Annotated in this window: 15 protein-coding genes and 1 pseudogene; 2 read left to right on the forward strand and 14 right to left on the reverse strand. The window is 54.8% G+C overall.

The window, feature by feature from the left end; translation table 11 throughout:
• Both QZ554_RS05360 and QZ554_RS05365 read right to left on the reverse strand, forming a co-directional pair.
• Nucleotides 1-391: pseudogene (locus tag QZ554_RS05360) on the reverse strand (DNA mismatch repair protein MutS); the annotation flags it as partial.
• 63 nt (nt 392-454) lie between these two features.
• Entirely contained in the window at nt 455-829 is a 375-nt protein-coding gene (locus tag QZ554_RS05365) for an acyl-CoA thioesterase (protein WP_297178513.1), read from the reverse strand.
• Nucleotides 830-2,292: 1,463 nt separating this feature from the next.
• On the opposite strand from QZ554_RS05365, the gene QZ554_RS05370 reads away from it, so the two are divergent.
• Nucleotides 2,293-3,027, forward strand: a complete 735-nt coding sequence (locus tag QZ554_RS05370; RefSeq protein ID WP_297194839.1) for a 16S rRNA (uracil(1498)-N(3))-methyltransferase — start codon at nt 2,293-2,295, stop codon at nt 3,025-3,027.
• A 42-nt stretch (nt 3,028-3,069) separates the two neighbouring features.
• Nucleotides 3,070-4,935 carry an oxaloacetate decarboxylase gene (locus QZ554_RS05375; RefSeq protein WP_297194840.1) on the forward strand — a complete coding sequence of 622 codons (1,866 nt, stop codon included), beginning with the start codon at nt 3,070-3,072 and terminating at the stop codon, nt 4,933-4,935.
• Nucleotides 4,936-5,055: 120 nt separating this feature from the next.
• Here the strand turns inward: QZ554_RS05375 and QZ554_RS05380 are convergent, their stop codons facing one another.
• The 12 genes from QZ554_RS05380 to QZ554_RS05435 form a co-directional block, all read right to left on the reverse strand.
• On the reverse strand, nt 5,056-6,198 hold the full coding sequence (locus tag QZ554_RS05380; protein ID WP_297194841.1) for a glycosyltransferase family 1 protein: 1,143 nt from the start codon (nt 6,196-6,198) through the stop codon (nt 5,056-5,058).
• Nucleotides 6,199-6,229: 31 nt separating this feature from the next.
• The gene (locus tag QZ554_RS05385; protein ID WP_297194842.1) at nt 6,230-7,495 is read right to left on the reverse strand and encodes an MFS transporter; all 1,266 of its coding nucleotides are present in this window, start codon (nt 7,493-7,495) and stop codon (nt 6,230-6,232) included.
• Nucleotides 7,496-7,597: 102 nt separating this feature from the next.
• Entirely contained in the window at nt 7,598-9,010 is a 1,413-nt protein-coding gene (locus tag QZ554_RS05390; protein WP_297194843.1) for a DUF4270 family protein, read from the reverse strand.
• Nucleotides 9,007-9,813, reverse strand: coding sequence for a glycogen/starch synthase (locus QZ554_RS05395; RefSeq protein ID WP_297194844.1), 807 nt, complete (start codon nt 9,811-9,813; stop codon nt 9,007-9,009). Before QZ554_RS05395 ends, QZ554_RS05390 begins: the two co-directional genes overlap by 4 nt.
• A gap of 1,091 nt (nt 9,814-10,904) precedes the next feature.
• Nucleotides 10,905-14,006: a glycoside hydrolase family 2 TIM barrel-domain containing protein gene (locus QZ554_RS05400; protein WP_297194845.1), complete on the reverse strand. Its 3,102-nt coding sequence runs from the start codon at nt 14,004-14,006 to the stop codon at nt 10,905-10,907.
• A 12-nt stretch (nt 14,007-14,018) separates the two neighbouring features.
• Nucleotides 14,019-14,912, reverse strand: a complete 894-nt coding sequence (locus QZ554_RS05405) for a sodium Bile acid symporter family protein (protein WP_297194846.1) — start codon at nt 14,910-14,912, stop codon at nt 14,019-14,021.
• A gap of 20 nt (nt 14,913-14,932) precedes the next feature.
• The gene (locus tag QZ554_RS05410; protein ID WP_297194847.1) at nt 14,933-15,472 is read right to left on the reverse strand and encodes an NUDIX domain-containing protein; all 540 of its coding nucleotides are present in this window, start codon (nt 15,470-15,472) and stop codon (nt 14,933-14,935) included.
• Between the two features lie 106 nt (nt 15,473-15,578).
• Nucleotides 15,579-16,541 (reverse strand): ROK family protein, encoded by a 963-nt coding sequence (locus QZ554_RS05415; protein WP_297194848.1) that lies wholly within the window; start codon nt 16,539-16,541, stop codon nt 15,579-15,581.
• A gap of 1,353 nt (nt 16,542-17,894) precedes the next feature.
• The gene (gene lpxB / locus QZ554_RS05420) at nt 17,895-19,022 is read right to left on the reverse strand and encodes a lipid-A-disaccharide synthase (protein ID WP_297194849.1); all 1,128 of its coding nucleotides are present in this window, start codon (nt 19,020-19,022) and stop codon (nt 17,895-17,897) included.
• A 9-nt stretch (nt 19,023-19,031) separates the two neighbouring features.
• Nucleotides 19,032-19,784, reverse strand: a complete 753-nt coding sequence (gene surE, locus QZ554_RS05425; RefSeq protein WP_297194850.1) for a 5'/3'-nucleotidase SurE — start codon at nt 19,782-19,784, stop codon at nt 19,032-19,034.
• Nucleotides 19,785-19,800: 16 nt separating this feature from the next.
• Complete coding sequence (locus QZ554_RS05430) at nt 19,801-20,325, reverse strand: FKBP-type peptidyl-prolyl cis-trans isomerase (protein ID WP_297194851.1); 525 nt, start codon at nt 20,323-20,325, stop codon at nt 19,801-19,803.
• Between the two features lie 13 nt (nt 20,326-20,338).
• The coding region (locus tag QZ554_RS05435) for a His/Gly/Thr/Pro-type tRNA ligase C-terminal domain-containing protein (RefSeq protein WP_297194852.1) at nt 20,339-20,862 on the reverse strand (524 nt) is incomplete at its 5' end.

Here is a 20,862-nt window from a genome sequence, read left to right on the forward strand (position 1 = left end):
CGAGGTAGTTATTCTCCTTGTTGTGCAGGACGTTGTCCCCCGTGACGACCCCCGGAGTGACGAGTTCGGTGATCCCACGCTTGACAAGCTTCTTCGTTAGCTTGGGATCCTCCAGCTGGTCACAGATGGCGACCCGTCTACCTGCCCTCACCAGCTTGGGAAGGTAGGTATCCAGAGCATGATGGGGGAAGCCCGCCAGCTCAATGTGCATCGCCGAGCCATTAGCACGGCGGGGCAGCGTAATCCCGAGGATCTCTGCTGCGGCGATGGCATCCTCGCTGAAGGTCTCATAGAAGTCCCCGACACGGAAGAGCAAGATAGCATCTGGGTGCTTGGCCTTGATCTCCATGTATTGCTTCATCAGGGGGGTCTCTACGATCTTCTTTGCCATTGTCTAGGGGATATGGATGGGGGCTGTTCCTCTAAGAGTGGGGATAGGGTAGGTTTCGGGGGCTTAGCTCAAGACGTCTTTGAGGAGGTCGGCGAAGAACTCCCCACGGGTGAGTTGCCCATCACGTACCAGCACACACTCGACCTCACCACGAGCGGCTAGACTGCCATCGGTATGGAGGATATCCTGGTAGAACGTGAGCTTAGGGCCACGCATCTGGCAGGTGAGCGCAGAGCGGAAGAAGTCTCCACTCCTAAGGCTCTTCTTATAGGCGATGGTGACCTTAGAGACGAAGGCGTCCAGCCCATCTTCGTGCATCTTCCCGAAGTTCACCCCGAGGCTCTCGAGGAACTCATGTCGGGTATGCTCCATGTAGTGTTGGTAGTTGGCGTTATTGACGACGCCCTGTAGGTCGCACTCGTAGTCGCGCACCTTCATCTCCAGCGAAAAAACGTATTCCAATGTGATTGTCTAAATAAGTAATCTTCTTACAAAGTTACACCAAATCAGGTGAATATCCACCCCAAGTCTCCCCCACCCAAAAGCCCCTCCATCCCCTGCCCATGTTCCCACTCCATCCCCTCCCCTCAAGCAGAAGGCCACCACCCTACTCCGCCCTCCCCCATAGATAGCCATACAGCTCCTCCCTAGAGACGGATACCCTAATCCCCCATACATAGCACCCCTTCCACAATCTTGCACACAGTCCCCCACCACCCTAGCCACCTCCCCTACACTCTAGCCCACCCTACCAGCCTATCCATCTCCACCCTACTATCTCTAGTCTCCTCCCACCAGCCTAACACTCCGTCCCACCCTGTCTACACATATCGTTCCCTCTATCCCTAGGTATGCTGCCCTACCCTCCGATACATCTCCGCCCCAGCACATCTACACACAGCTGTCCCACAGCCCCATCCACCCCTACCCTACGACACCTATATATAATGGTACTACAGGACAGATATGGTGCTCTCTCCGAGCCCCCACCTATGCAGGTCTTGAGAGGGCTGGGAGAGGACACGGTATGTCCTCTGTAATCACCTTACATAGGTGACGACAACGCTCTCGGTATGATCGCCACTGCGCTCTCGGTATGTTCGCATCCATCACCTTACATAGGTGATTACAGAGGACTCAGTATGCACCCTCCTAGCCCTCTCAGAATGTACACTCCTGCGAGCATTAGATAGGGGGTAGGTCAGATAGGTATGAGTAGGTCTAATAAGTCCAATAAACAGATACTACACCACCCTACCCCGACCCCACCTATCACACCTCGCCCTACCTACGACTCGCCATAGGAGCACTTCACCGACCACCCTATTAGACCTATTGCACCCATTGGACTTATTAGATCTACTCTCACCTACACTAGTCCCAGCTCTACTCCACTAGCCCCATACTCGACCCCAGCTACCCCGACCCCCACCTATCATACCTAGCCCACCTACGACTCGCCGTGGGAGCACTTCACCGACCACCCTATTAGACCTATTGCACCCATTGGACCTATTAGCCCTACTATCACCTACACTAGTCCCAGCTCTACTCCGCTAGCGCCATACTCGACCCCAGCTACCTCGACCCCCACCTATCACACCTAGCCCTACCTACGACTCGCCATGGAGGCACTTCACCGACCACCCTATTAGACCTATTGCACCCATTGGACCTATTAGACCTACTCCCACCTACACTAGTCCTACTCGGCTAGGTCTACCCCACGAGCGACCCACAGCTATCCTGCCTAGACTAGCTATGGGACTAGTAGGCAGTGTGCTACCTGAGCGGGTGGGGAGAGCCTCGCCTTGGGTGGAAGGGGAGACGTTACAGTACTACCTGCCTCTATTTGCCACAAAAAGACTAACTTTGGTAGAGTAAATGGACATGATGCTTGGATGAAGGATCTACCACTCTTTTACGCACCCCAGCTGCGCGAGGAACAGCAGCTCCCTGAGGCCGAGGCCTTACACGCAATCAGAGCTCTACGTACCTCTGTCGGCGACGAACTTCTCGTCACCGATGGCCGAGGTACACTCTATGAGACCCTCGTCACTGCCGTGGACCGCCGTCACTGCCTCTTCTCGATCACTAGAGAGGAAGCGTGGCAGAAGTACTGGCCCGCACACTGGAGCATAGCTGTCGCCCCTACCAAGAATATCGACCGCATCGAGTGGATGATCGAGAAGATGGTAGAGGTAGGTGTAGATGAGATCATACTCCTTCGCACTAAGCACTCCGAGCGCAAGCATGTCAATCAAGAGCGACTAGAACGCATCGTACAGAGTGCGATGAAGCAGTCACAGAAGGCTCTCCTCCCCACCCTACGTACAGACGTCAGCATCACCGAGCTCTTCGCTGAGGCTCGACAGCTCGTGCGCCTGATTGCCCATTGCCGTGAAGGTATTGGCCCCGATCGGGTGACCATAGATCGTGCCTTTACCCCCCAGCAGGATGTGCTGGTAGCCATCGGGCCGGAGGGGGACTTTACGACCGAGGAGCTCGAGGAAGGCCTTAGGCTAGGCTTTACCCCCATCACCCTAGGGGAGAGCCGTCTGCGTACCGAGACGGCTGGGCTCATCGCACTGCAGTGGCTACACACCCTGAGTATGCTCCACCCACCATGTGACTAAGGAATAGTAAACAATAAATACCTAAAACAACCATCGACTCTTATGAAGCAGAGAGAAATCAAATTCAGCCTCATCTACCGCGACATGTGGCAGTCCTCGGGTAAGTATCAACCCCGTCGGGATCAGCTCGAGCGTATCGCTCCCGTACTCGTCGAGATGGGCTGCTTCGCTCGTGTGGAAACCAATGGTGGTGCCTTCGAGCAGGTGAACCTCCTCTATGGGGAGAACCCCAACAAGGCTGTACGTGCCTTCACCAAGCCCCTGAACGAAGCGGGTATCCAGACCCACATGCTCGACCGTGGACTCAACGGTCTGCGTATGTTCCCCGTGCCTGCCGACGTACGTCGCCTGATGTACAAGGTCAAGAAGGCTCAGGGCGTAGACATCACACGTATCTTCGACGGGCTCAACGACCCACGTAACGTCATCCCCTCCATCAAGTACGCTAAGGAGGCGGGTATGATCCCACAGGCAACACTCTGTATTACCCACTCGCCTGTGCACACCGTAGAGTACTACGCTGACCTAGCTGACCAGTTCATCGCTGCTGGTGCCCCCGAGATCTGCCTCAAGGACATGGCTGGTGTCGGTCGCCCTCGCTTCCTCGGCAAGCTCGTCAAGGCCATCAAGACCAAGCACCCCGAGGTCATCATCGAGTACCACGGTCACTCTGGCCCTGGCTTCTCCGTAGCCTCCATGCTCGAGGTATGTGACAATGGTGCCGACATCATCGACGTAGCTATGGAGCCCCTATCTTGGGGTAAGATCCACCCAGACGTCATCACCATCCGTGAGATGCTCCTAGACGCTGGCTACAAGGTACCCGAGATCAACATGGACGCCTATATGCGTGCTCGTGCCCTCACACAGGAGTTCATCGACGACTTCCTCGGTTACTTTATGGACCGCTCTAACCTCCTGACCTCTTCCCTACTCGTAGGTTGCGGTCTACCCGGTGGTATGATGGGCTCCATGATGGCTGACCTGAAGGGTGTACACGCTGGTATCAACATGCACCTACGCAAGAAGGGCGAGAAGGAGCTCACTGTAGACGACCTACTCGTGCGCCTCTTCGACGAAGTAGCCTATGTATGGCCACGTCTTGGTTACCCCCCACTCGTCACACCCTTCAGCCAGTACGTGAAGAATGTAGCTCTGATGAACGTCTACAACCTCACCATCGGCAAGGGTCGCTGGGAAGCTATCGACAACAATACCTGGGGTATGATCCTCGGTAAGTCAGGACAGCTCCCTGGTAAGCTCGACCCAGAGATCATCGCTCTAGCTAAGGAGAAGGGTCTGGAGTTCACGACCGAAGACCCACAGCTCAACTATCCCGATGCCCTCGACAAGTTCCGCAAGGAGATGGAAGAGAATGGCTGGGAGCTCGGTGAGGACGACGAAGAGCTCTTCGAGTTCGCTATGCACGAGGCTCAGTACCGTGACTACAAGAGCGGTGTAGCGAAGGAACGCTTCCAGGCTGACCTAGACAAGGCCAAGACGGCCGCCCTCGTCAAGCAGGGCTACAGCGAGGAAGATGCACTGAAGGTTAAGCGTCAAGGCACAGAGCCTATCAGCGCTCCTGCCTCCGGTCAGATCATCTGGGAGGTAGATCCCGAGGATTACTCTACGGCACCTGCGCTAGGTACCTTCATCCGTACGGGTGAGCCCCTCTGCTACATCCAGACGACTGCAGGGTACTTTGAGCCCGTGATCTCCAACTTCACTGGTCGCCTAAGCGAAGTCGTTGCTCAGGGTGCTAACATCCGCAAGGGTGATGCCCTAGCCTATGTACGTCCCGCCGACCACGAAGAGCTCTTCACCGAGACAGAGCCCGAGCGTCTACAGCGTGTAGAGAAGCTCGAGGAGGTACGTCACGTCATCCGTAAGCAGAGAGGGGCAAAGTAGCCACCTCCGCACCCCCTACAAGCGATATGCCCCACTCCTCATAGGCTGAGGAGTGGGGCATATCATTTATTGTCCCTGAGGGTGCGTTAGCTTTCGCCTAGGATGAGGCTCGGGAGGGGACTATTCGTGTGAGAGGAGCACCTCCTCATAGATCGTAGATAGCTCCTTGGCTATACGCTTCGGGGTGAACCGCTCTACGTAGCGCCTTCCCTCCTCGATCATCCTCTTGCGTAGGGAGATGTCGATGACTACCCGATCAATCATCGCCGCCAGCATGGTAGCATCCTTAGGGTCTGTATAGAGGCTATGAGGGCCACCAGCCTCCTCCAGACAAGAGCCCGTAGCACCGATGACCGGTACACCCGCATTGAGCGCCTCGATGATGGGGATACCGAAGCCCTCAAAGCGAGAAGGGTAGACGAAGACCTCTGCGCCAGCGTAGATACCCGGTAGGTAGCCGTTGGGGACGCCATGTAGCAGATGCAGGCGAGAGAGGACTCCCATACGCCGAGCACACTCCAGCACGGTCTGTACGTAGGGTGTCTTGCGTCCCACGGCTACGAGGTGGAGCTCACGATCCTGGAGCTGACCAAGAGCCTCAACGATGAGGGCGAGGTTCTTACGCTCCTCGATACTGCCCACAAAGAGGATGTAGCGTCGGGGTAGTGCGAAGTGGCTACGTGCCTCTGCGACCTGCTCGGGAGTGATAGAGGCGAAGGCCTCGGAGCAGCCTTGATAGACCGTTGTCACCCGCTCCTCCTCTACTCCGAAGATGTCGATCACATCCCTTCGGGTAGCCTCGCTGACGGTGATCACTCGGTCGGCATGTCGTGCAGAGGCTCCATACTTCTTGCGATAGAGGAGACGGTCAATACCCTTATAGAACTGCGGGTAGCGCACAAATGCCAGATCATGGATCGTCACCACCGTCCCGATGTGCCGAGCACGATAGAGACCGATAGGGAGCTCGTTGCTGAGCCCATGGTAGAGATCCACGTGCTGCTGAGGGAGCTGACGGGGCACGGAATAGTTGCGCCATATGCTCCCTCCAAGTAAAGCCAGCGCACGATGGGGGGTGAAGAGGTGCACGGAGCGGTGGGTGAGTAGTCGCTTGTAGAGAGCTGGGTCACCCGCCGAAGGCGAGTAGAGCAGATAGCGATTCTCTGGGCGAAACTCCGTCAGCGTCTCCAGCACGAAGCGACTATAGTTGCCTAGCCCCGTAGCGTTGTTCGTGATACGCTTGGCATCGTATGCTATGGTCATATCCCAGTGCTGTAGGTAAGGGGGTGACGGACTAGCGTGCTACATCCGCCTTGTAGCGGAAGAGCACAGCGAAGAGGACGGCAACAACAGCTGCATAGGCAGCGAAGAGGTACCAGCTTAGGCTCCAGCCTGCTAGCTGAGCATTCACATCATGCTCGCTGTAGACGAAGTGGTTAATGACCGCCTGCGCCCCTAGCGAACCGAGGGTAGCCCCGATCCCGTTCGTCATGATCATGAAGAGCCCCTGTGCGCTGGAGCGGATAGATGGGTCTGTCTCCTTGTCCACGAAGAGCGAACCCGAGACATTGAAGAAGTCAAAGGCCACCCCATAGACGACCATACTCAGCAGGAAGAGCCAAACGCCTGCTCCTGGGTCGCCTAAACCTAGGAACGCAAAGCGTAGCACCCAAGCCATCATAGCGATCAGCATAACGATCTTGATACCGAAGCGACGCAGAGCGAAGGGGATGAGCAGGATACACAGCGTCTCCGAGAGCTGAGAGAGCGAGATGAGGATATTGGCATGCTTGACCCCAAAGGTCTCTGCATAGGCGGGTATCTCTCCGAAGGTGCTGATGAAGGGATTAGCAAAACCATTGGTGATCTGTAGACTTACCCCTAGGAGCATGGAGAAGATAAAGAAGAGTGCCATCTTGCGCTGCTTGAAGAGCGAGAAGGCCTTTAGACCAAGAGCCTCCACCAGCCCCTTACCCTCGCCCTTAGGTGCAGTCGGACAGTTGGGCAGTGTCTGTGCATAGAGAGCCAACACCAGCCCTATACCGCCCGAGATAGCGAACTGCCCACTAGTAGCCTCCACACCGATCAAGCTCACCGTGATCATCGTGCAGATGAAGCCCACCGTACCGAAGACACGGATCGGCGGGAAGCTCTTCACTAGATCCATACCGGCCTGCTCGAGGGAGGAATAGGCCACGGAGTTACTTAGTGCCAAGGTGGGCATATAGAAGGCCACACTCAGCGTATAGATCGTAAAGAGTACCGAGTAGCTCGGTGCCTCCGTGAGGGTGTAGGCGAAGAGCCCAAACATCAGCAGTCCTGCTATCGCATGGCACAGACCGAGTAGGCGCTGAGCTGGTATCCAGCGGTCAGCGACGATACCCATCAGTGCGGGCATAAAGAGGGAGACAATACCTTGCATGGCATAGAAGTTCCCGATACCCTCGGCGAATCCCGCTGAACCGAGATAGCGCCCCATGGAGGTGAGGTACGCGCCCCAGATGGCGAACTGCAGGAAGTTCATCACCGTTAGGCGAAGCTTGATGTTACGTGTATGCATGTGTGTATCTATTTTTATGGAGAAGGGACACCCCCCGACCTCAGCACTCCCTCCAGGTGGGGAGCAGTGCTGTGATCGGGGGGTGTCCCCCTGTGTTTGTCTTTACTGCTTTCGTTTAGCGGTAATGAAGCCTACACGTAGATGTTTGGCTTCCTTCGATAGGCGGACGAAGTAGGGGAAGAGCTCTTGCTCTAGGGTGATCGTCGAGCCCTGTGTGCTGTTGTAGGCTACTGGGATCATCCGTAGCTGCAGTGGCGTGGTGATCTGCCAGCCCGTGCCAGAGGCGTAGGTCGCGTGCTCGATGAGGTGACGAGTGACGAGCTCGGCGATATTGCTGAAGTTGTACACCTTCGATGCACTGCGGTAGGCATCAGAGAGGTAGGTCTTCCCATTCTGTATCGTAGGACTGGGGCTCTTGAAGAACTCCTGTGCCTGCTGCGTCGTCATCAGTAGCATATAGGTAGGAGGGTTCAGCAGGATCTTCGTGGGGTTGTCTACCTGCAGGGAGACGTTAGCCGCAGAAAGGAGCCACGTACGTCTGAAGAAGGTCTCCTTATCCGTCCCACTAGGCAGAGCTGGTGCTGTCGCTAGTAGGGTCTTGAGCTGATCCACACCTAGGGTAAGCTCCGTAGTGACACCTGCGGGACCCTTGACATAGGTGTACTGACTATTGCTAGCAGTCAGTCGGCTAAGCTCCGTAGCACTAAGGCCGTTGAGGTGAGGAGTGAGCTCTGTATTGACAAAGGGCTGGGCATAGTGCACTACGCTATCCTTCTTCGTCTCATGTGGACGGTGGAAGTGGAGCAGAAGACTGCTTTCAGCTATCTGGAGCATATAGCCTGCGCCCGTCGAAGGAGTAACGAGAAGACCACCGAGGACATTCTTGCCGAAGGACTCCTGCGTAGCGAAGTACTCAGGGTGGCTCTTCGAGAGGTCATAGATACGCTGTCCAAGCTCTCTATTGAGCGTGATCGATACGAAGAATACAGAGTCCGTACGGCTGATCTTCTGCTTGTAGGCATCTCGGTCGGGGACGATATTCCTTGATCCCACGAGGGTACCTGCCTGACGATAGCTCTCTAGGTCACTCTGTGAGAGCGTGCCCCCAGTGAAGCCCTTGGCGATCTCGTAGACCTCTACCTTGATAGGCGCATTCAGATTACCCTCTCTACGAGCATAGTAGAGACGCAGGGTGACAGAGTCGATCTTGCCATCCTGAGGCTCAGGCGAGAGCTTGAAGTCCTGTGCTGTACGCACCTGGGTGATATACTCCCCGCGCTCGCTCCCATACTCTAGGTCGTTGATGACACCGAGTAGGGCTTTATTCGTCGTCGAGTAGACCTTCTCGTCTGCGGTCGTCGAGGCGGTCAGCTGTAGGTAGGTCATCTCTCCCTGCACCTTGTCGCTCTCGGGCTGTACGCTCTCTCCTATCTCTGATAGACTATCGGAGCAGGAGACTAGGAAGCCCAGACAGATGAGGAATAGACCTCGTGTGATGGACTGAGTCTGTATCATGGAAGGATCTTCTTATAGAACTCGTTGTATATCTCTGCGTCAAACTCCTTGCCTGGATAGGGCAGGAAGTGTGTCCCCCGCTCCTGGATGTACTCATGGAGCTCGGGGCTCAGCTCTGCACTCCCCTGGACGACACCATGTGCATAGTGTATGGCCAGACGATTCAGTGCCGTATAGTCCACCTTACCCTGCATGGAGGAGACCGCTGCTGGCTTGATCTTGTCGAACTTCAGCGTATCGAAGAGACGCTCGGGCATCTCTACGGGCTCAGCCTCGTTGTAGAGGGAGAAGACGAGCTTAGCCTTCTTGAGGCAGGGATCCTCGTTGTAGAACTTCTTGAGGTAGAGCATCCCTAGTGCCGTGAAGGTACCGTGGCAGTGGATGATATCCGGTATCCAGCGTAGCTTCTTGATCGTCTCCAGCGCACCTCGCACGAAGAAGATAGAGCGCTCATCGTTGTCGTTCTCTCCCTTGGACTCAGAGCCGAAGAGGCTCTTACGGCGGAAGAAATCATCGTTGTCGATGAAGTACACCTGCAGGCGTGCCGTAGGGAGCGAAGCCACCTTGATGATCAGGGGGTGGTCATTGTTGTTGATGATCATATTGATCCCGGAGAGGCGAATGACTTCATGCAGCTGATTGCGTCGTTCGTTGATGACACCGAAGCGTGGCATGAAGATACGGATGTCGTTCCCCGCCTCTTGTATGACCTGGGGTAGGCGACGTGCCGTCAGGGAGACATCTGACTCAGGTAGATAGGGAAAAATCTCCTGCGAGATGTACAGTATACGTCTTGATTTCATTCGTCTTTTATTTTCCGAGGGGTCACGCTTAGAGGACCTGCTATTCACCTGCCATAGAGCCCTGTCAAGACTCCACACATCCTAGCTCTGTCCGCCTACACCCCACAGCACGCTGTAGAGGGGGAGGGGTGAACTGCTCGGGTGCACATACTTTGATACCTACAAAGATACGGAATTCCCTCATACTTTGCCCATTGCCTCCCTTACCTCAGCCCTCACTCATCCCTCTCTGTGTCCTCCCTCCGAGGAGGAAGGGCAGAGATCATGATCCCTCTAGGGGCACTTCCCCGAGAGCGTACATCTATAACGCATACACCCCTCTCTTTATTCGGCCTATTAGACCTATTGCACCTATTAGACTTAGGTGATAGGTCCAATAGGTGCAATAGGTCGAATAAGTCCAATAGCCAAAGCCCTCTATCACAAGCATTCCGAGAACGGAAAATAGCAGATACCGAGAAGAGAAAAATAGTACATACCGAGTCCTCTGTAATCACCTATGTAAGGTGATGGATGCGCACATACCGAGAGCGCAGTAGCGATCATACCGAGAGCGTTGTCGTCACCTATGTAAGGTGATTAGGGTGGACATATAGTGTCCTCTCCCACCCCTCTAGCAATAGGCGCATAGGGCAGTCGGAATGAGCTCTAGGGCTGGTAGCGTAGGAGTAGGGCTAATAAGTCCAATGAGTGCAATAGGTCTAATAAGTCCAATAGGTGCAATGGGCTGATCGGTGAAGGCACAGCCCTGGCAGGAGCTGGGAGATATAGGTGCGATAGGTAGGGTGGGAGAGTGGCATAGCCCTGCCTATTGCACCTATTGGACTTATTAGACCTATCGCACCTATTAGACCTATTGCACTTATTAGACCTATTGCTCTTATTGGACTTATTAGACCTATTGCACTTATTAGACCTATCGCACCTATTAGGGCTATTCGACCTAGCCCTATTAGGGCTCATGGTGGCAGGAGGGCAGGGGGAATAAAAGGCCCGTAGGAGTGTGTCGCCGTGCGACACACTCCTACGGGCTTGGGAGGGAGAGGTTTGGTAAAGGGGGAGCGTGCTCCCCCTTACCAAACTAGCTCACCCTAGAGGTGAGGACGTAGGGGTACGATCGGTGTCAGGAGGATGCGGAGCTTGTAGGGACGATCCGTAGGCAGGAGATACTTCGCCTGAGGTAGAGCCCCCCAGCTGTTGTAGCAACCCAAGCCCATGTGCTCACCATCTACAAGGAGCTGGGTGAAGGGTGCACGGGGGATCAGCTCCGAGTGCTGCTGGGTCTTCTCGGGATAGCCATCTAGGCTCTCCATACTTCGGTTCAGAGCCGAAGCCATGAAGGGCTTGTCTGAGCGTACCTCTAGACCTCGCCCACCCTTATCAAGGACACGGTAGTAGGTGAGGTCACTCCTGAGTCCCGTCTCCTGAGGACGGATGTAGGAGTAGAAGAGCTCCTCGACACTACTGCGATAGAGACCGAAGGGCTGGGAAATCTTGCGGTCGGGGTAGTTCTCTACTGGACCACGGCCGTAGTACTCTACTTGGTCAAGCTCCTTAGGTAGCTCTGCCTTGAGCCCAAAGCGGAAGAAGTTCGGGGTCTTAGCACCCGCAGCAGGCTGCATAGTCTGCTCATAGAGGATATGCCCTGTGGCATCGATCGTATAGTGGAGCGTTAGGCTTGCCCCAATACCCTCGATGGTGTAGTCTGCCTGTAGCTGGAGTGTACCATCCTTAGCTTCCTCGGGCTTGAGGGAGGTGAGCTTGAGGGTGGGCTTACGCCAAGCCTCGTATCGGCGCTGTAGAGCAGCACCCATATCGTTGTCGGTAGGAGCCCGCCAGAAGTTGGGGCGTAGCTGATGTCCTTCGTCCAGCAGGCTGACTCCTGCCACTTCGTAGCGAGAGAGGAAGCCCGTGTGGCGGTCGAAGTCTATGCGCCAATCCGCACCTCGTACGACGTAGTAGTTCCTGTCATTATCCTCCAGCTGTAGGGGTGTCTGTGCCCATCTCTTGCCGAGCTCTAGGGCAGGCATCTTACCACGCTGTAGGATGAACTGATCGTAGGCGAGCTGTGTACCTGCAGGGAGGATACCATCCGCATCACGCAGGACGAAGTAGAGCTGTAGCGTCACATCCTCCTGCTCGGAGGCCTTCGGCAGGCGATAGGGTAGCGTCAGCACCCCTGTCTGCTGGGGGGCAATAGCAGGCATGGTGAGCATACCCGACTGCACGGGTCGTCCCATCACGGAGAGCTCCCAGCGGAGGTCGTAGCGACTGAGGTCGATGAAGAAGTACTCGTTGTAGACCTTCACCTTGCCCGTCTGTGAATCCAATAGAGTTGGGCGAATGCTCTGCTGTACGTAGCTCACCTCATGGGCATGAGGATTGAGCTTGCGGTCGGGGCTGATGAGCCCGTTGTCTAGGAAGTTGTTGTCCGAATAGTCATAGCGGTTGAAGTCCCCACCATAGGAGTAGAAGCTACGTCCGTCCTTGGTGCGCCAACGTATACCCTGATCGACAAAGTCCCAGATGAAGCCCCCTTGGTACTGCGGATAGCGACGTATGAGTTCCCAGTATTCGTCGAATCCCCCTTCGCTATTTCCCATAGCATGGGCATATTCGCATTGTATGAGGGGCATCTTGGGCGAGCTCTCTAGGTACTTGATCACCTCATGGGGCTGGCGATACATCGGGCAGTAGATGTCCGTCGCCTCTAGCCCTGAACGCTCGTACTGCACGGGACGTGTGGGGTCAAGCTTCTTGACGAGTGCATAGGCAGCGTGGAAGTTCGCCCCATGCCCAGCCTCGTTACCGAGTGACCAGGTGATGATACTTGGGTGGTTGAAGCCACGCTGTACGTTGCGCTCATTACGCTCTAGGTGGGCACGTAGGAAGTCCTTTCGGTGTGCTAGTGACTCCTTGCCGTAGCCCATACCATGGGACTCTAGGTTGGCCTCCGAGACCACATACAGCCCATACTCATCACAGAGCTGGTACCAGTAGTCATCATCGGGATAGTGACAGGTGCGCACGGCATTCATATTGAGCTGCTTCATCACGAGCACATCCTGGAGCATACGCTCTCTGGAGACATAGTAGCCCCCATCTGGGTCCATCTCGTGTCTATTAGCACCCTTGATGAGGATAGGCTGACCATTGACGAGGAGCTGACCACCCGAGATACGCACATCTCTGAAGCCTACTCGCTGGCGGATAACCTCCCCTGCCGTCCTAAGCTCTAGGGTGTAGAGGTAGGGAGTCTCAGCTGACCAAGTCTTGACCTCCTTGAGGGTAAAGGTACCCTTCTGATCGGTGAAGTTCTTTTGCTCCATGACTACCTTGCCCTCGGCATCTCTTAGGGTAAGCTGTACGGGTAGGTTGCCCTCGCTCTTGCGTAGCTCTACCTGGAGCGAGCCCTCAGCTAGGTCGCCCTTGTAGGTCTTCACATCGATACCAGCTACGAGGCGCACGTCCTCGATTCCCTTCTTCTCACGGGCATAGAGGTAGCAGTCACGAGCTACACCACTCAGACGCCAAAAGTCCTGACACTCGAGGTAGGAACCATCAGACCAACGGAAGGTCTGGAAGGCGATGAGGTTCTCCTCACCATACTTGATATAGGGAGTGAGGTCAAACTCTGCCTCTATCTTGCTGTCCTCGCTATAGCCTACTGGGCGACCATTGACCCATAGGTCGATATTGGAGGTCACGGAGCCGAAGTGTGCGATGACCTTCTTACCTCGCCATGAGGCAGGGATATGGAAGCTACGACGATAGCTCCCGACGTGGTTCTCCTTGATGGGGACGAGGGGAGGGTTATTCTTGTACTGGTTGTGCCAGGCATAGATGGCATTGCTATAGAGGGGATCTCCATAGCCATTGACCTCCCATATACCGGGTACGGGCATTGTTCCCCAGCCCTTGTCGTTGAGGCTTAGGCTACCGAAGTCACGAGGGCGCTCATCGGCATTGCGCACCCAGTGGAATCGCCACTGCCCATTGAGCGAGAGGAAGTGCTGGCTAGCATACTTGTCCTCGGTCTGCTCGTCCGAGCGGAAGGCAAAGAAACTCGTGTGCATCGGTAGACGATTGATGGCATTGACCTCGGGGTCTAGCCATGGCTCCTTACCCTTGGTCTGGGCTAAGGAGGAGAGCCCCTGCGAGAGGAGCAGCAGTAGAATAAAGGTTTTCTTCATATTAGTTCCTTTTTAGTCTGTATGAGTCTTACGCATGTAATAGGTTAGGAAGAAGTTCTGCCAAGCTATATAGCCCGCTATGCCAGGTGCTGCCAGAGGGTGGAGGAAGGAGATACAGAGCCACAGCACGAGAGCCGTATTCTTCTGCCCCATGGCTTGACGACAAGCCGTCTCCTCGATCCCTATCCTCGGAGCTAGCACTCTCCCTAGGTTGAACTGAATAAAGCACGCTATCAGCCCTACCCAAAAAGAGGCAAGGAGCAGCGGGATGCTCTCCGCACCCTCCTCATAGACGAAGTGCACCGCCCTACCTAGGATAAAGATCAGCGTGGAGAGCCAGAGCCAATAGGTGAGCCTACGGTGTGGACGAGGCTCTCTACCGAAGCGGCGCATCACGAGACGTACTGTCCACGCCAGCAGGATAGGTAGTACTACCATCCGTGCTACCAGTAGGGCTATCTGAGACGAGAGTGTCCAAAAGGGCACACCCTCTCCCCCGCCTATCAGAGGCAGGAGCAGAGGAGCAAGGATACAGATCACCGCATGGGTCACGATCGTATAGCCCGTAGCAAAGCCTACATCGCCCCCCATCAAGCTCGTCATAGCACCAGCAGCCGTAGCAGCAGGTGCGAGGAAGCACATGAAGAGGCTACACGCTATATCCCTATTCCATAGCGAGAGCAGCAGGTAGAGTCCTGCACCGATAGAGAGCTGTAGGAGTAGGAGCAGTAGGTGCTGTGGCCTAGGACGAATGTTCCTAGGACGCATATTCACCACCGCAAAGAAAAGCATCGAGGCTATAATCCATGGCAAGATAGCCGCATAGGGCGAGGTCACACGCCACAACAGTACGCCCGCCGTGATGAAGCACAGCGGTGCATAGCCCTTCAGTCGAGAGAGATCCAAGATATTCCCCTCCTAACCCGTTAGTCTTCCAGCAGGGAGAGATCCCCTAGGAGTCGCTTGATCGAGGAGCGTACGGAGATGAGGCCAAAGTGTCGTACCTCCAGTTCCCTAGGCTCTACGATCACCAGCTCCGCTGCATCGTCACGTGCCTCAGCCCCGTCGAAGGAGGGTACACGCACGAGCCAAAACGTATCAGCCGTATACACATCCAGCCCCGAATAGGGATAGATGTTGGGGATGGAGAAGAGGTAGCGTACACTACCGGCTGTGAGCCCAGTCTCCTCCAGCAGCTCCCTACGGACAGCCTCCTCTATAGTCTCCTCGGGATCGACAAAGCCCCCTGGTAGGTCTAGTGTCCCCTTGGCTGGCTCTCTACCACGGCGCACACAGAGTAGACGCCCTGCATCATCACGCACGAAGCAGGCTACGGCCGAGGCTACGTTGTGGAAGTAGGTCAGGTCACAGTGCGAGCAATGGATAGCCCTGCCATGCACGTGCTCTAGCCCCGTCTGTCCGCAACGAGGACAGTAGTGAAACGAAGATAATGGATGCTGGATCATAAATACGCACTAAATGAAAGCAAACGACGAAGAGCCAGCAGAGGTGACTAGTAGCACTAGTGGTCCCTTGGCTGGCTCTTCGCTTGATCGGATTGTATCGTATTCTTTATAGCTGCCTAGCTTCCCACCCGAGTGCGCTAGCACCGAGCACGGCAGCATCGCTCTCCTTGAGCTGGGAAAGTAGGAGCTTGGTCTTGCCCTTGTAGATCGTCAGTAGGTTCTTCTCCATGTGGTGACGGATGGGGTTCATCAGCAGGTCACCAGACTTGGTCAGACCACCGAAGAAGATGATCGCCTCAGGAGAGGAGAAGGTGACGAAGTCTGCACACGCCTCACCGAGGATAGCTCCCGTGCTCTCGAAGATCTCCAGAGCCAGTTGGTCGCCAGCTACGGCAGCGTCGAAGACGTCCTTAGAGGTGATGCTATCTATATCTAGCTGACGAAGCAGGCTCTCATCGGAGCGGATGGTGAGGTACTCACGTGCCGTACGAGCGACACCTGTAGCAGAGGTGTAGGTCTCGAGACAGCCCTGACGTCCACAGCCACACATACGTCCATTGCGTCGGACGATCATGTGCCCGAGCTCGCCAGCGAAGCCATCGTGTCCGTAGACGAGCTGTCCGCCCACTACGATACCGCTACCGACACCCGTACCGAGGGTGATGACGATGAAGTCCTTCATCCCACGTGCCGCACCATAGGTCATCTCACCGATAGCTGCAGCGTTGGCATCATTAGTCAGTACGACACCGATCCCCATGCGTTCCTGTATCATCTGAGCCAGGGGGATCTTACCCTTCCAGGGGAGATTAGGAGCGAACTCGATGGAGCCACTGAAGTAGTTACCGTTGGGGGCACCCACGCCTATACCACGGATCTTATCCTTACCACCTACCTGCTCAATGAGCATATTCAGACCCCCGACGAGGTCATTCAGGTAGAGCTCGACATCGTTGTGCGTAGCCGTCTTGATTGATGCACTTACGACGACATTACCACGGGCGTCTACTACGCCGAAGACGGTGTTAGTACCTCCGAGGTCTACACCTATTACATAGGGCTTTTCCATTGTTTCGTCTTTAAATGATGCGCAAATAGCGAAGTATCACAAACAAAGATAATAGTTTTAACCTATAGAATCACGTATCATCGTGAGATTGATCCCCCTACTCTCCCTTTATAACCCTATGGTGAGGAGTCCCCTCCTCTGCTTCCCCTTTGGGTAGAGGATAGACCTCACTCCCAGAGCCGAAGCATGAAATCATCCTAGTGCGAGGGCATAGTACTCACAGAGCATACATACAGAGCATACCCACAAGCTAGAAGTACCTGTGCCCTAGCTGTAGACATACCGATCGTATACCTACTACCTAGGAGGAGAAAGTATACACGTGTGTACACTATAGTGTACCTGCGTGTACACAACTGTATACACACGTGTACACAACATCGCTCTAAGTATCATCCCCGATAGGCTCTCTTATTTATCTCTCCTCGGGACTAACGTCTAGGCACTCTAGGGATACAGCGAAGGCTCCCTCGGACATGAAATAATGCCCCAAAGAGCCAAAGAATGCCGTGAACTAAAGAAATCATACGTCTCCCCTAATCTTACTCCCCAGCTGTCCGAGGTAGAGCGTTCACCGCTGGGGCTTATCCACCCACATAAATAATAAGAGGTTAAATAAGGATAAATATATATTCTCTCTTTATACCCTGTTGGTGTTATAGGCCGTGGATTGGTGGGTAAGGTAGCTAACTGATCGTAGGAGAGAAATTGTAATGCACGGCCTTATCCCTACCCTTTGTCCCCGCTTATTCACAAGCTATACACTGGGGTAAGTGACTCGTGTATAGAGGTCTCAATATTTCGGTTACTTTTTGTCCACGTCTTGGTAATCCCCTTCGCCTTGCGAATACTTTTTAACACGTGTATGAATAAGGGATAACTTATGTGGTTATCTACATCCTCCCTTAGGGTAACTTGAGGCGAGAGCTGGGGGTGGATAGTGCATGTGGGTAGCCCTGCTATTTATCCCTAGGATACCCACCGCCTGTCCACTGCTTCCCCACACGACTCGAGTACCTCTTCCGTATATGATGTAGTGTGGGTGATCATGGCTTGCACTTCTTTGGGTGAGTTGGTCTGAGGCTTATGTATAGTGGGGTATGTGGAGCTGGGATATAGAGCGAGCTGGGGGCACTGCATATGCTCCTTGTATATTCTGTAGGGAAGGGGGAATAGAGGTGTGTAGATCTAGGGTTAAGGAGAAATGGGGTATGTGGAGCTGGGATATAGAGCGAGCTAGGGGCACTGCACATACTCCTTGTGTATTCTGTAGGGAAGGGGGATAGAGGTGTGTAGGTCTAGGGTTAAGGAGAGGTAGGTAAGGCTATCTAGGGAAGGGGAGGAAGAGCCTTCCTAACTCCTTACCAAGGTAAGCAGGGCACGTGCAGCACGAGGAGCAGCGGGCTCTGTACCTACCTGATGACACAGCTCATCCAGTGCCCTTAGCTGTACCTCTCGTTCACTACTCGCCTTGTCGAGTAGAGGGGCAATATGCTCTGCTATCTCTCTGCTGTTCATTCGGTCGCCTAGGAGCTCGGGTACAGCCTCTCTATCGAGGATGAGATTCACGAGGGAGAAGAAGCGCACAGAGAAGAGACGCTCGAAGCCAAGTCGCACCACCCTACTTCCCCCCATTCGGTAACAGACGATCATAGGGGTGCGCCACAGTCCTGTCTCGAGTGTAGCCGTACCCGAGGTGACGAGGGAGAGTAGAGAGCGGCGCATGAGACCATAGGTATCCCCGAAGGTAATGCCTACACCCTCATACCCCTTTAGATAGGGCGTGTAGTCCTCTTGCCTTAGCCCAGGAGCTCCAGCTATCGTGACCTCATAGCCACGCTCTAGGAGGGAGGCGGTGGCGGCGAGCATTGTGGGGAGGTTGCTCTTCAGTTCACCCCGACGACTCCCTGGGATGAGCGTCACTAGAGAGGTACGCTCGACCTCCTCGGGATGCTCGCCGAGGTAGTTAAGGTGTGCATCCGTACAAGGATTACCCACATAGGTGACGGGAAGGCCTCGGCTAGCGAAGTACTCTTCCTCAAAGGGCAGGATACACAGCCCATGGTGGATATACTGACGGAGCTTGCGGATACGACCACTACGCCATGCCCACAGCTTGGGAAGAATGTAGTAGATGATCTTGGCCTCGGGGAGCTTCTCCCGGGTAAAGGGAAGGATGAAGCGTAGGTTAAAGTCTGCGAAGTCCACAGGGATGACCACATCGGGGCGGAAGGCTAGGAGGGCACGCTGCACGGCCTTACCTACCTTGGTGATCGTACCTAGGTTCTTCACTACGTCGATAATCCCCATGAAGGCCACCGACGAGTAGTGGGCTATGGGGGCAGTACCCGAAGCCTCCTGCATTCGCTCTCCTCCCATGAAGGCAAACGAAGCCTCTGGATCCTCTTGCCTGAGTGCTCGTATGAGCGCTGAGGCGTGTAGGTCTCCAGAGGCTTCGCCTGCGACTAGGAAGTAGCGCATGGCTCTAGCTTATCTATTAGCTAGGGAGCGTAGCTCCTCTAGGTACTGGTGGTTGGTCGTATCTAGCTGCAGTGGGGTGAGGGTAGCCCACCCTTCGCGTAGATAGTGCCAGTCACCTGGGTGAGGGTCGTCACCGGGTGTCTGATAGCCAGTCATCCAGTGTACCTCCTTGCCCCGACCATCTTGGCTATTGACGAACTCCTCTACGAAGCGTCCTACCGTCATAGGACAGATCTTGAGACCCTTTGGCTCATCCTTGGGGACATTGAGCGAGAGCATAGTCTGTCGGGGTAGGGTAGTGCGCTTCATCATCTCTACGACCTGTAGGGTGTAGTCTATAGAGCTAGTGAAGTCGGGGTGCCACGCTGTATCATCGAGTGATATAGCTAGCGAAGGAATGCCATAGATACAGCCCTCACGAGCGGCACCTAGTGTACCCGAATAGCTGACACAGATGCCCTCATTGCTCCCGTGGTTGATACCTGATAGGATGAGGTCGGGTCGCTTCTCAGCGAAGACCGTATTGAGGGCTAGCTTCACGCAGTCCACAGGAGTACCTTCGCAGCTATAGACCTGTAGAGCACCATCCTGATGGCGGTGCTTTAGACGAAGGGGCTGTGTGGTGGTGATGGCTCCGGAAAAGCCAGAGCGTGGTCCATCGGGTGCGACGATGGTTACCTCGCCGTAGGGGAGCATAGCAGCGGCTAGCTCCTGAATACCTGCGGCGCGGAAGCCATCATCGTTCGAGATGAGTATATGCATTTAGTTCTCTCTTGGGTTACTTGACGATCTCTACGAGCTTGAGTTTGAAGTAGAGACTAGAATATGAAGGGATCGTCCCTACACCCTGTCCACCATAGGCGAGGTACCAGGGGATGACGACATCTACATCATCACCCTCTACCATATTCTGTAGTGCGATAGCGAAGCCTACTATATAGGTATTGACACGTGCGGGAGTGATCAGTGTCTGGTTGGCATTGCTGTCGAAGGGACGTGCCTGAGCACTATTCTCCGTCCACTCTGTCGTCAGGTAGCCCGTGTACTGGCAGCGCACGTTGTCGGTGGCTGCGGGCTTGACCTTGCCAGTGCCTCGGGTATTGTACTTCATGTAGACGAAGTTGCTCCCATAGATACCTGGGATGCTTACCTGACTATAGCCCTCACGTCCCTTGAAGGAGCGGAAGACAGTCTCATTGTTCTCACGACGCTGCTGCTGGGTATCGACGGTGTCATTACAGCTAGGCAGGGCAACGAGAGCCGTGACGCCTAGGGCGAGTGTATATAGAAGCTTGCGTATCATAGGTGTATAGAGCTTATATGCGACGTAGTAGGCTCTTCAGCGAAGTCTCCTCGACGAGGTGATCTCTGAGAGCACTGATGGGAAGACGCTCCTGCTGCATCGTGTCACGATGGCGGAGTGTGACCGTGCCATCCTCCATCGTCTGATGGTCGATGGTCACGCAGTAGGGAGTACCTATGGCATCCTGTCGGCGATAACGCTTACCGATAGAGTCCTTTTCGTCGAGCTGGCAGTTGAAGTCGAACTTGAGGGTATCATACAGCTCACGAGCCTTGTCGTCTAGCCCATCCTTGCGTACGAGAGGCAGGATAGCGAGCTTGACAGGAGCTAGTGCAGCGGGTAGGTGGAGCACTGTGCGCTTCTCTCCACCCTCTAGATCTTCCTCCTCATAGCATCCACAGACTAGGCTGAGGAACATACGGTCTACACCTATTGAGGTCTCGATCACGTATGGGGTGTAGCTCTCCGATAGCTCGGGATCAAAGTACTGCATCTTCTTGCCACTGAACTCCTCGTGACGCTTCAGGTCGAAGTCCG

Origin of the sequence: uncultured Porphyromonas sp. (assembly GCF_915070105.1) — a bacterium.
In the GTDB taxonomy this organism is placed as follows: Bacteria; Bacteroidota; Bacteroidia; order Bacteroidales; family Porphyromonadaceae; genus Porphyromonas.

Bases quoted from the DNA above. Each gene is read 5' to 3' on its own strand.
- surE (WP_297194850.1), bottom strand. From the start codon at position 19,784: ATGCATATACTCATCTCGAACGATGATGGCTTCCGCGCCGCAGGTATT.
- QZ554_RS05410 (WP_297194847.1), bottom strand. From the start codon at position 15,472: ATGATCCAGCATCCATTATCTTCGTTTCACTACTGTCCTCGTTGCGGA.
- QZ554_RS05430 (WP_297194851.1), bottom strand. From the start codon at position 20,325: ATGATACGCAAGCTTCTATATACACTCGCCCTAGGCGTCACGGCTCTC.
- QZ554_RS05400 (WP_297194845.1), bottom strand. From the start codon at position 14,006: ATGAAGAAAACCTTTATTCTACTGCTGCTCCTCTCGCAGGGGCTCTCC.
- QZ554_RS05370 (WP_297194839.1), top strand. From the start codon at position 2,293: ATGAAGGATCTACCACTCTTTTACGCACCCCAGCTGCGCGAGGAACAG.
- QZ554_RS05375 (WP_297194840.1), top strand. From the start codon at position 3,070: ATGAAGCAGAGAGAAATCAAATTCAGCCTCATCTACCGCGACATGTGG.
- QZ554_RS05385 (WP_297194842.1), bottom strand. From the start codon at position 7,495: ATGCATACACGTAACATCAAGCTTCGCCTAACGGTGATGAACTTCCTG.
- QZ554_RS05380 (WP_297194841.1), bottom strand. From the start codon at position 6,198: ATGACCATAGCATACGATGCCAAGCGTATCACGAACAACGCTACGGGG.
- lpxB (WP_297194849.1), bottom strand. From the start codon at position 19,022: ATGCGCTACTTCCTAGTCGCAGGCGAAGCCTCTGGAGACCTACACGCC.
- QZ554_RS05415 (WP_297194848.1), bottom strand. From the start codon at position 16,541: ATGGAAAAGCCCTATGTAATAGGTGTAGACCTCGGAGGTACTAACACC.
- QZ554_RS05365 (WP_297178513.1), bottom strand. From the start codon at position 829: ATGAAGGTGCGCGACTACGAGTGCGACCTACAGGGCGTCGTCAATAAC.
- QZ554_RS05395 (WP_297194844.1), bottom strand. From the start codon at position 9,813: ATGAAATCAAGACGTATACTGTACATCTCGCAGGAGATTTTTCCCTAT.
- QZ554_RS05390 (WP_297194843.1), bottom strand. From the start codon at position 9,010: ATGATACAGACTCAGTCCATCACACGAGGTCTATTCCTCATCTGTCTG.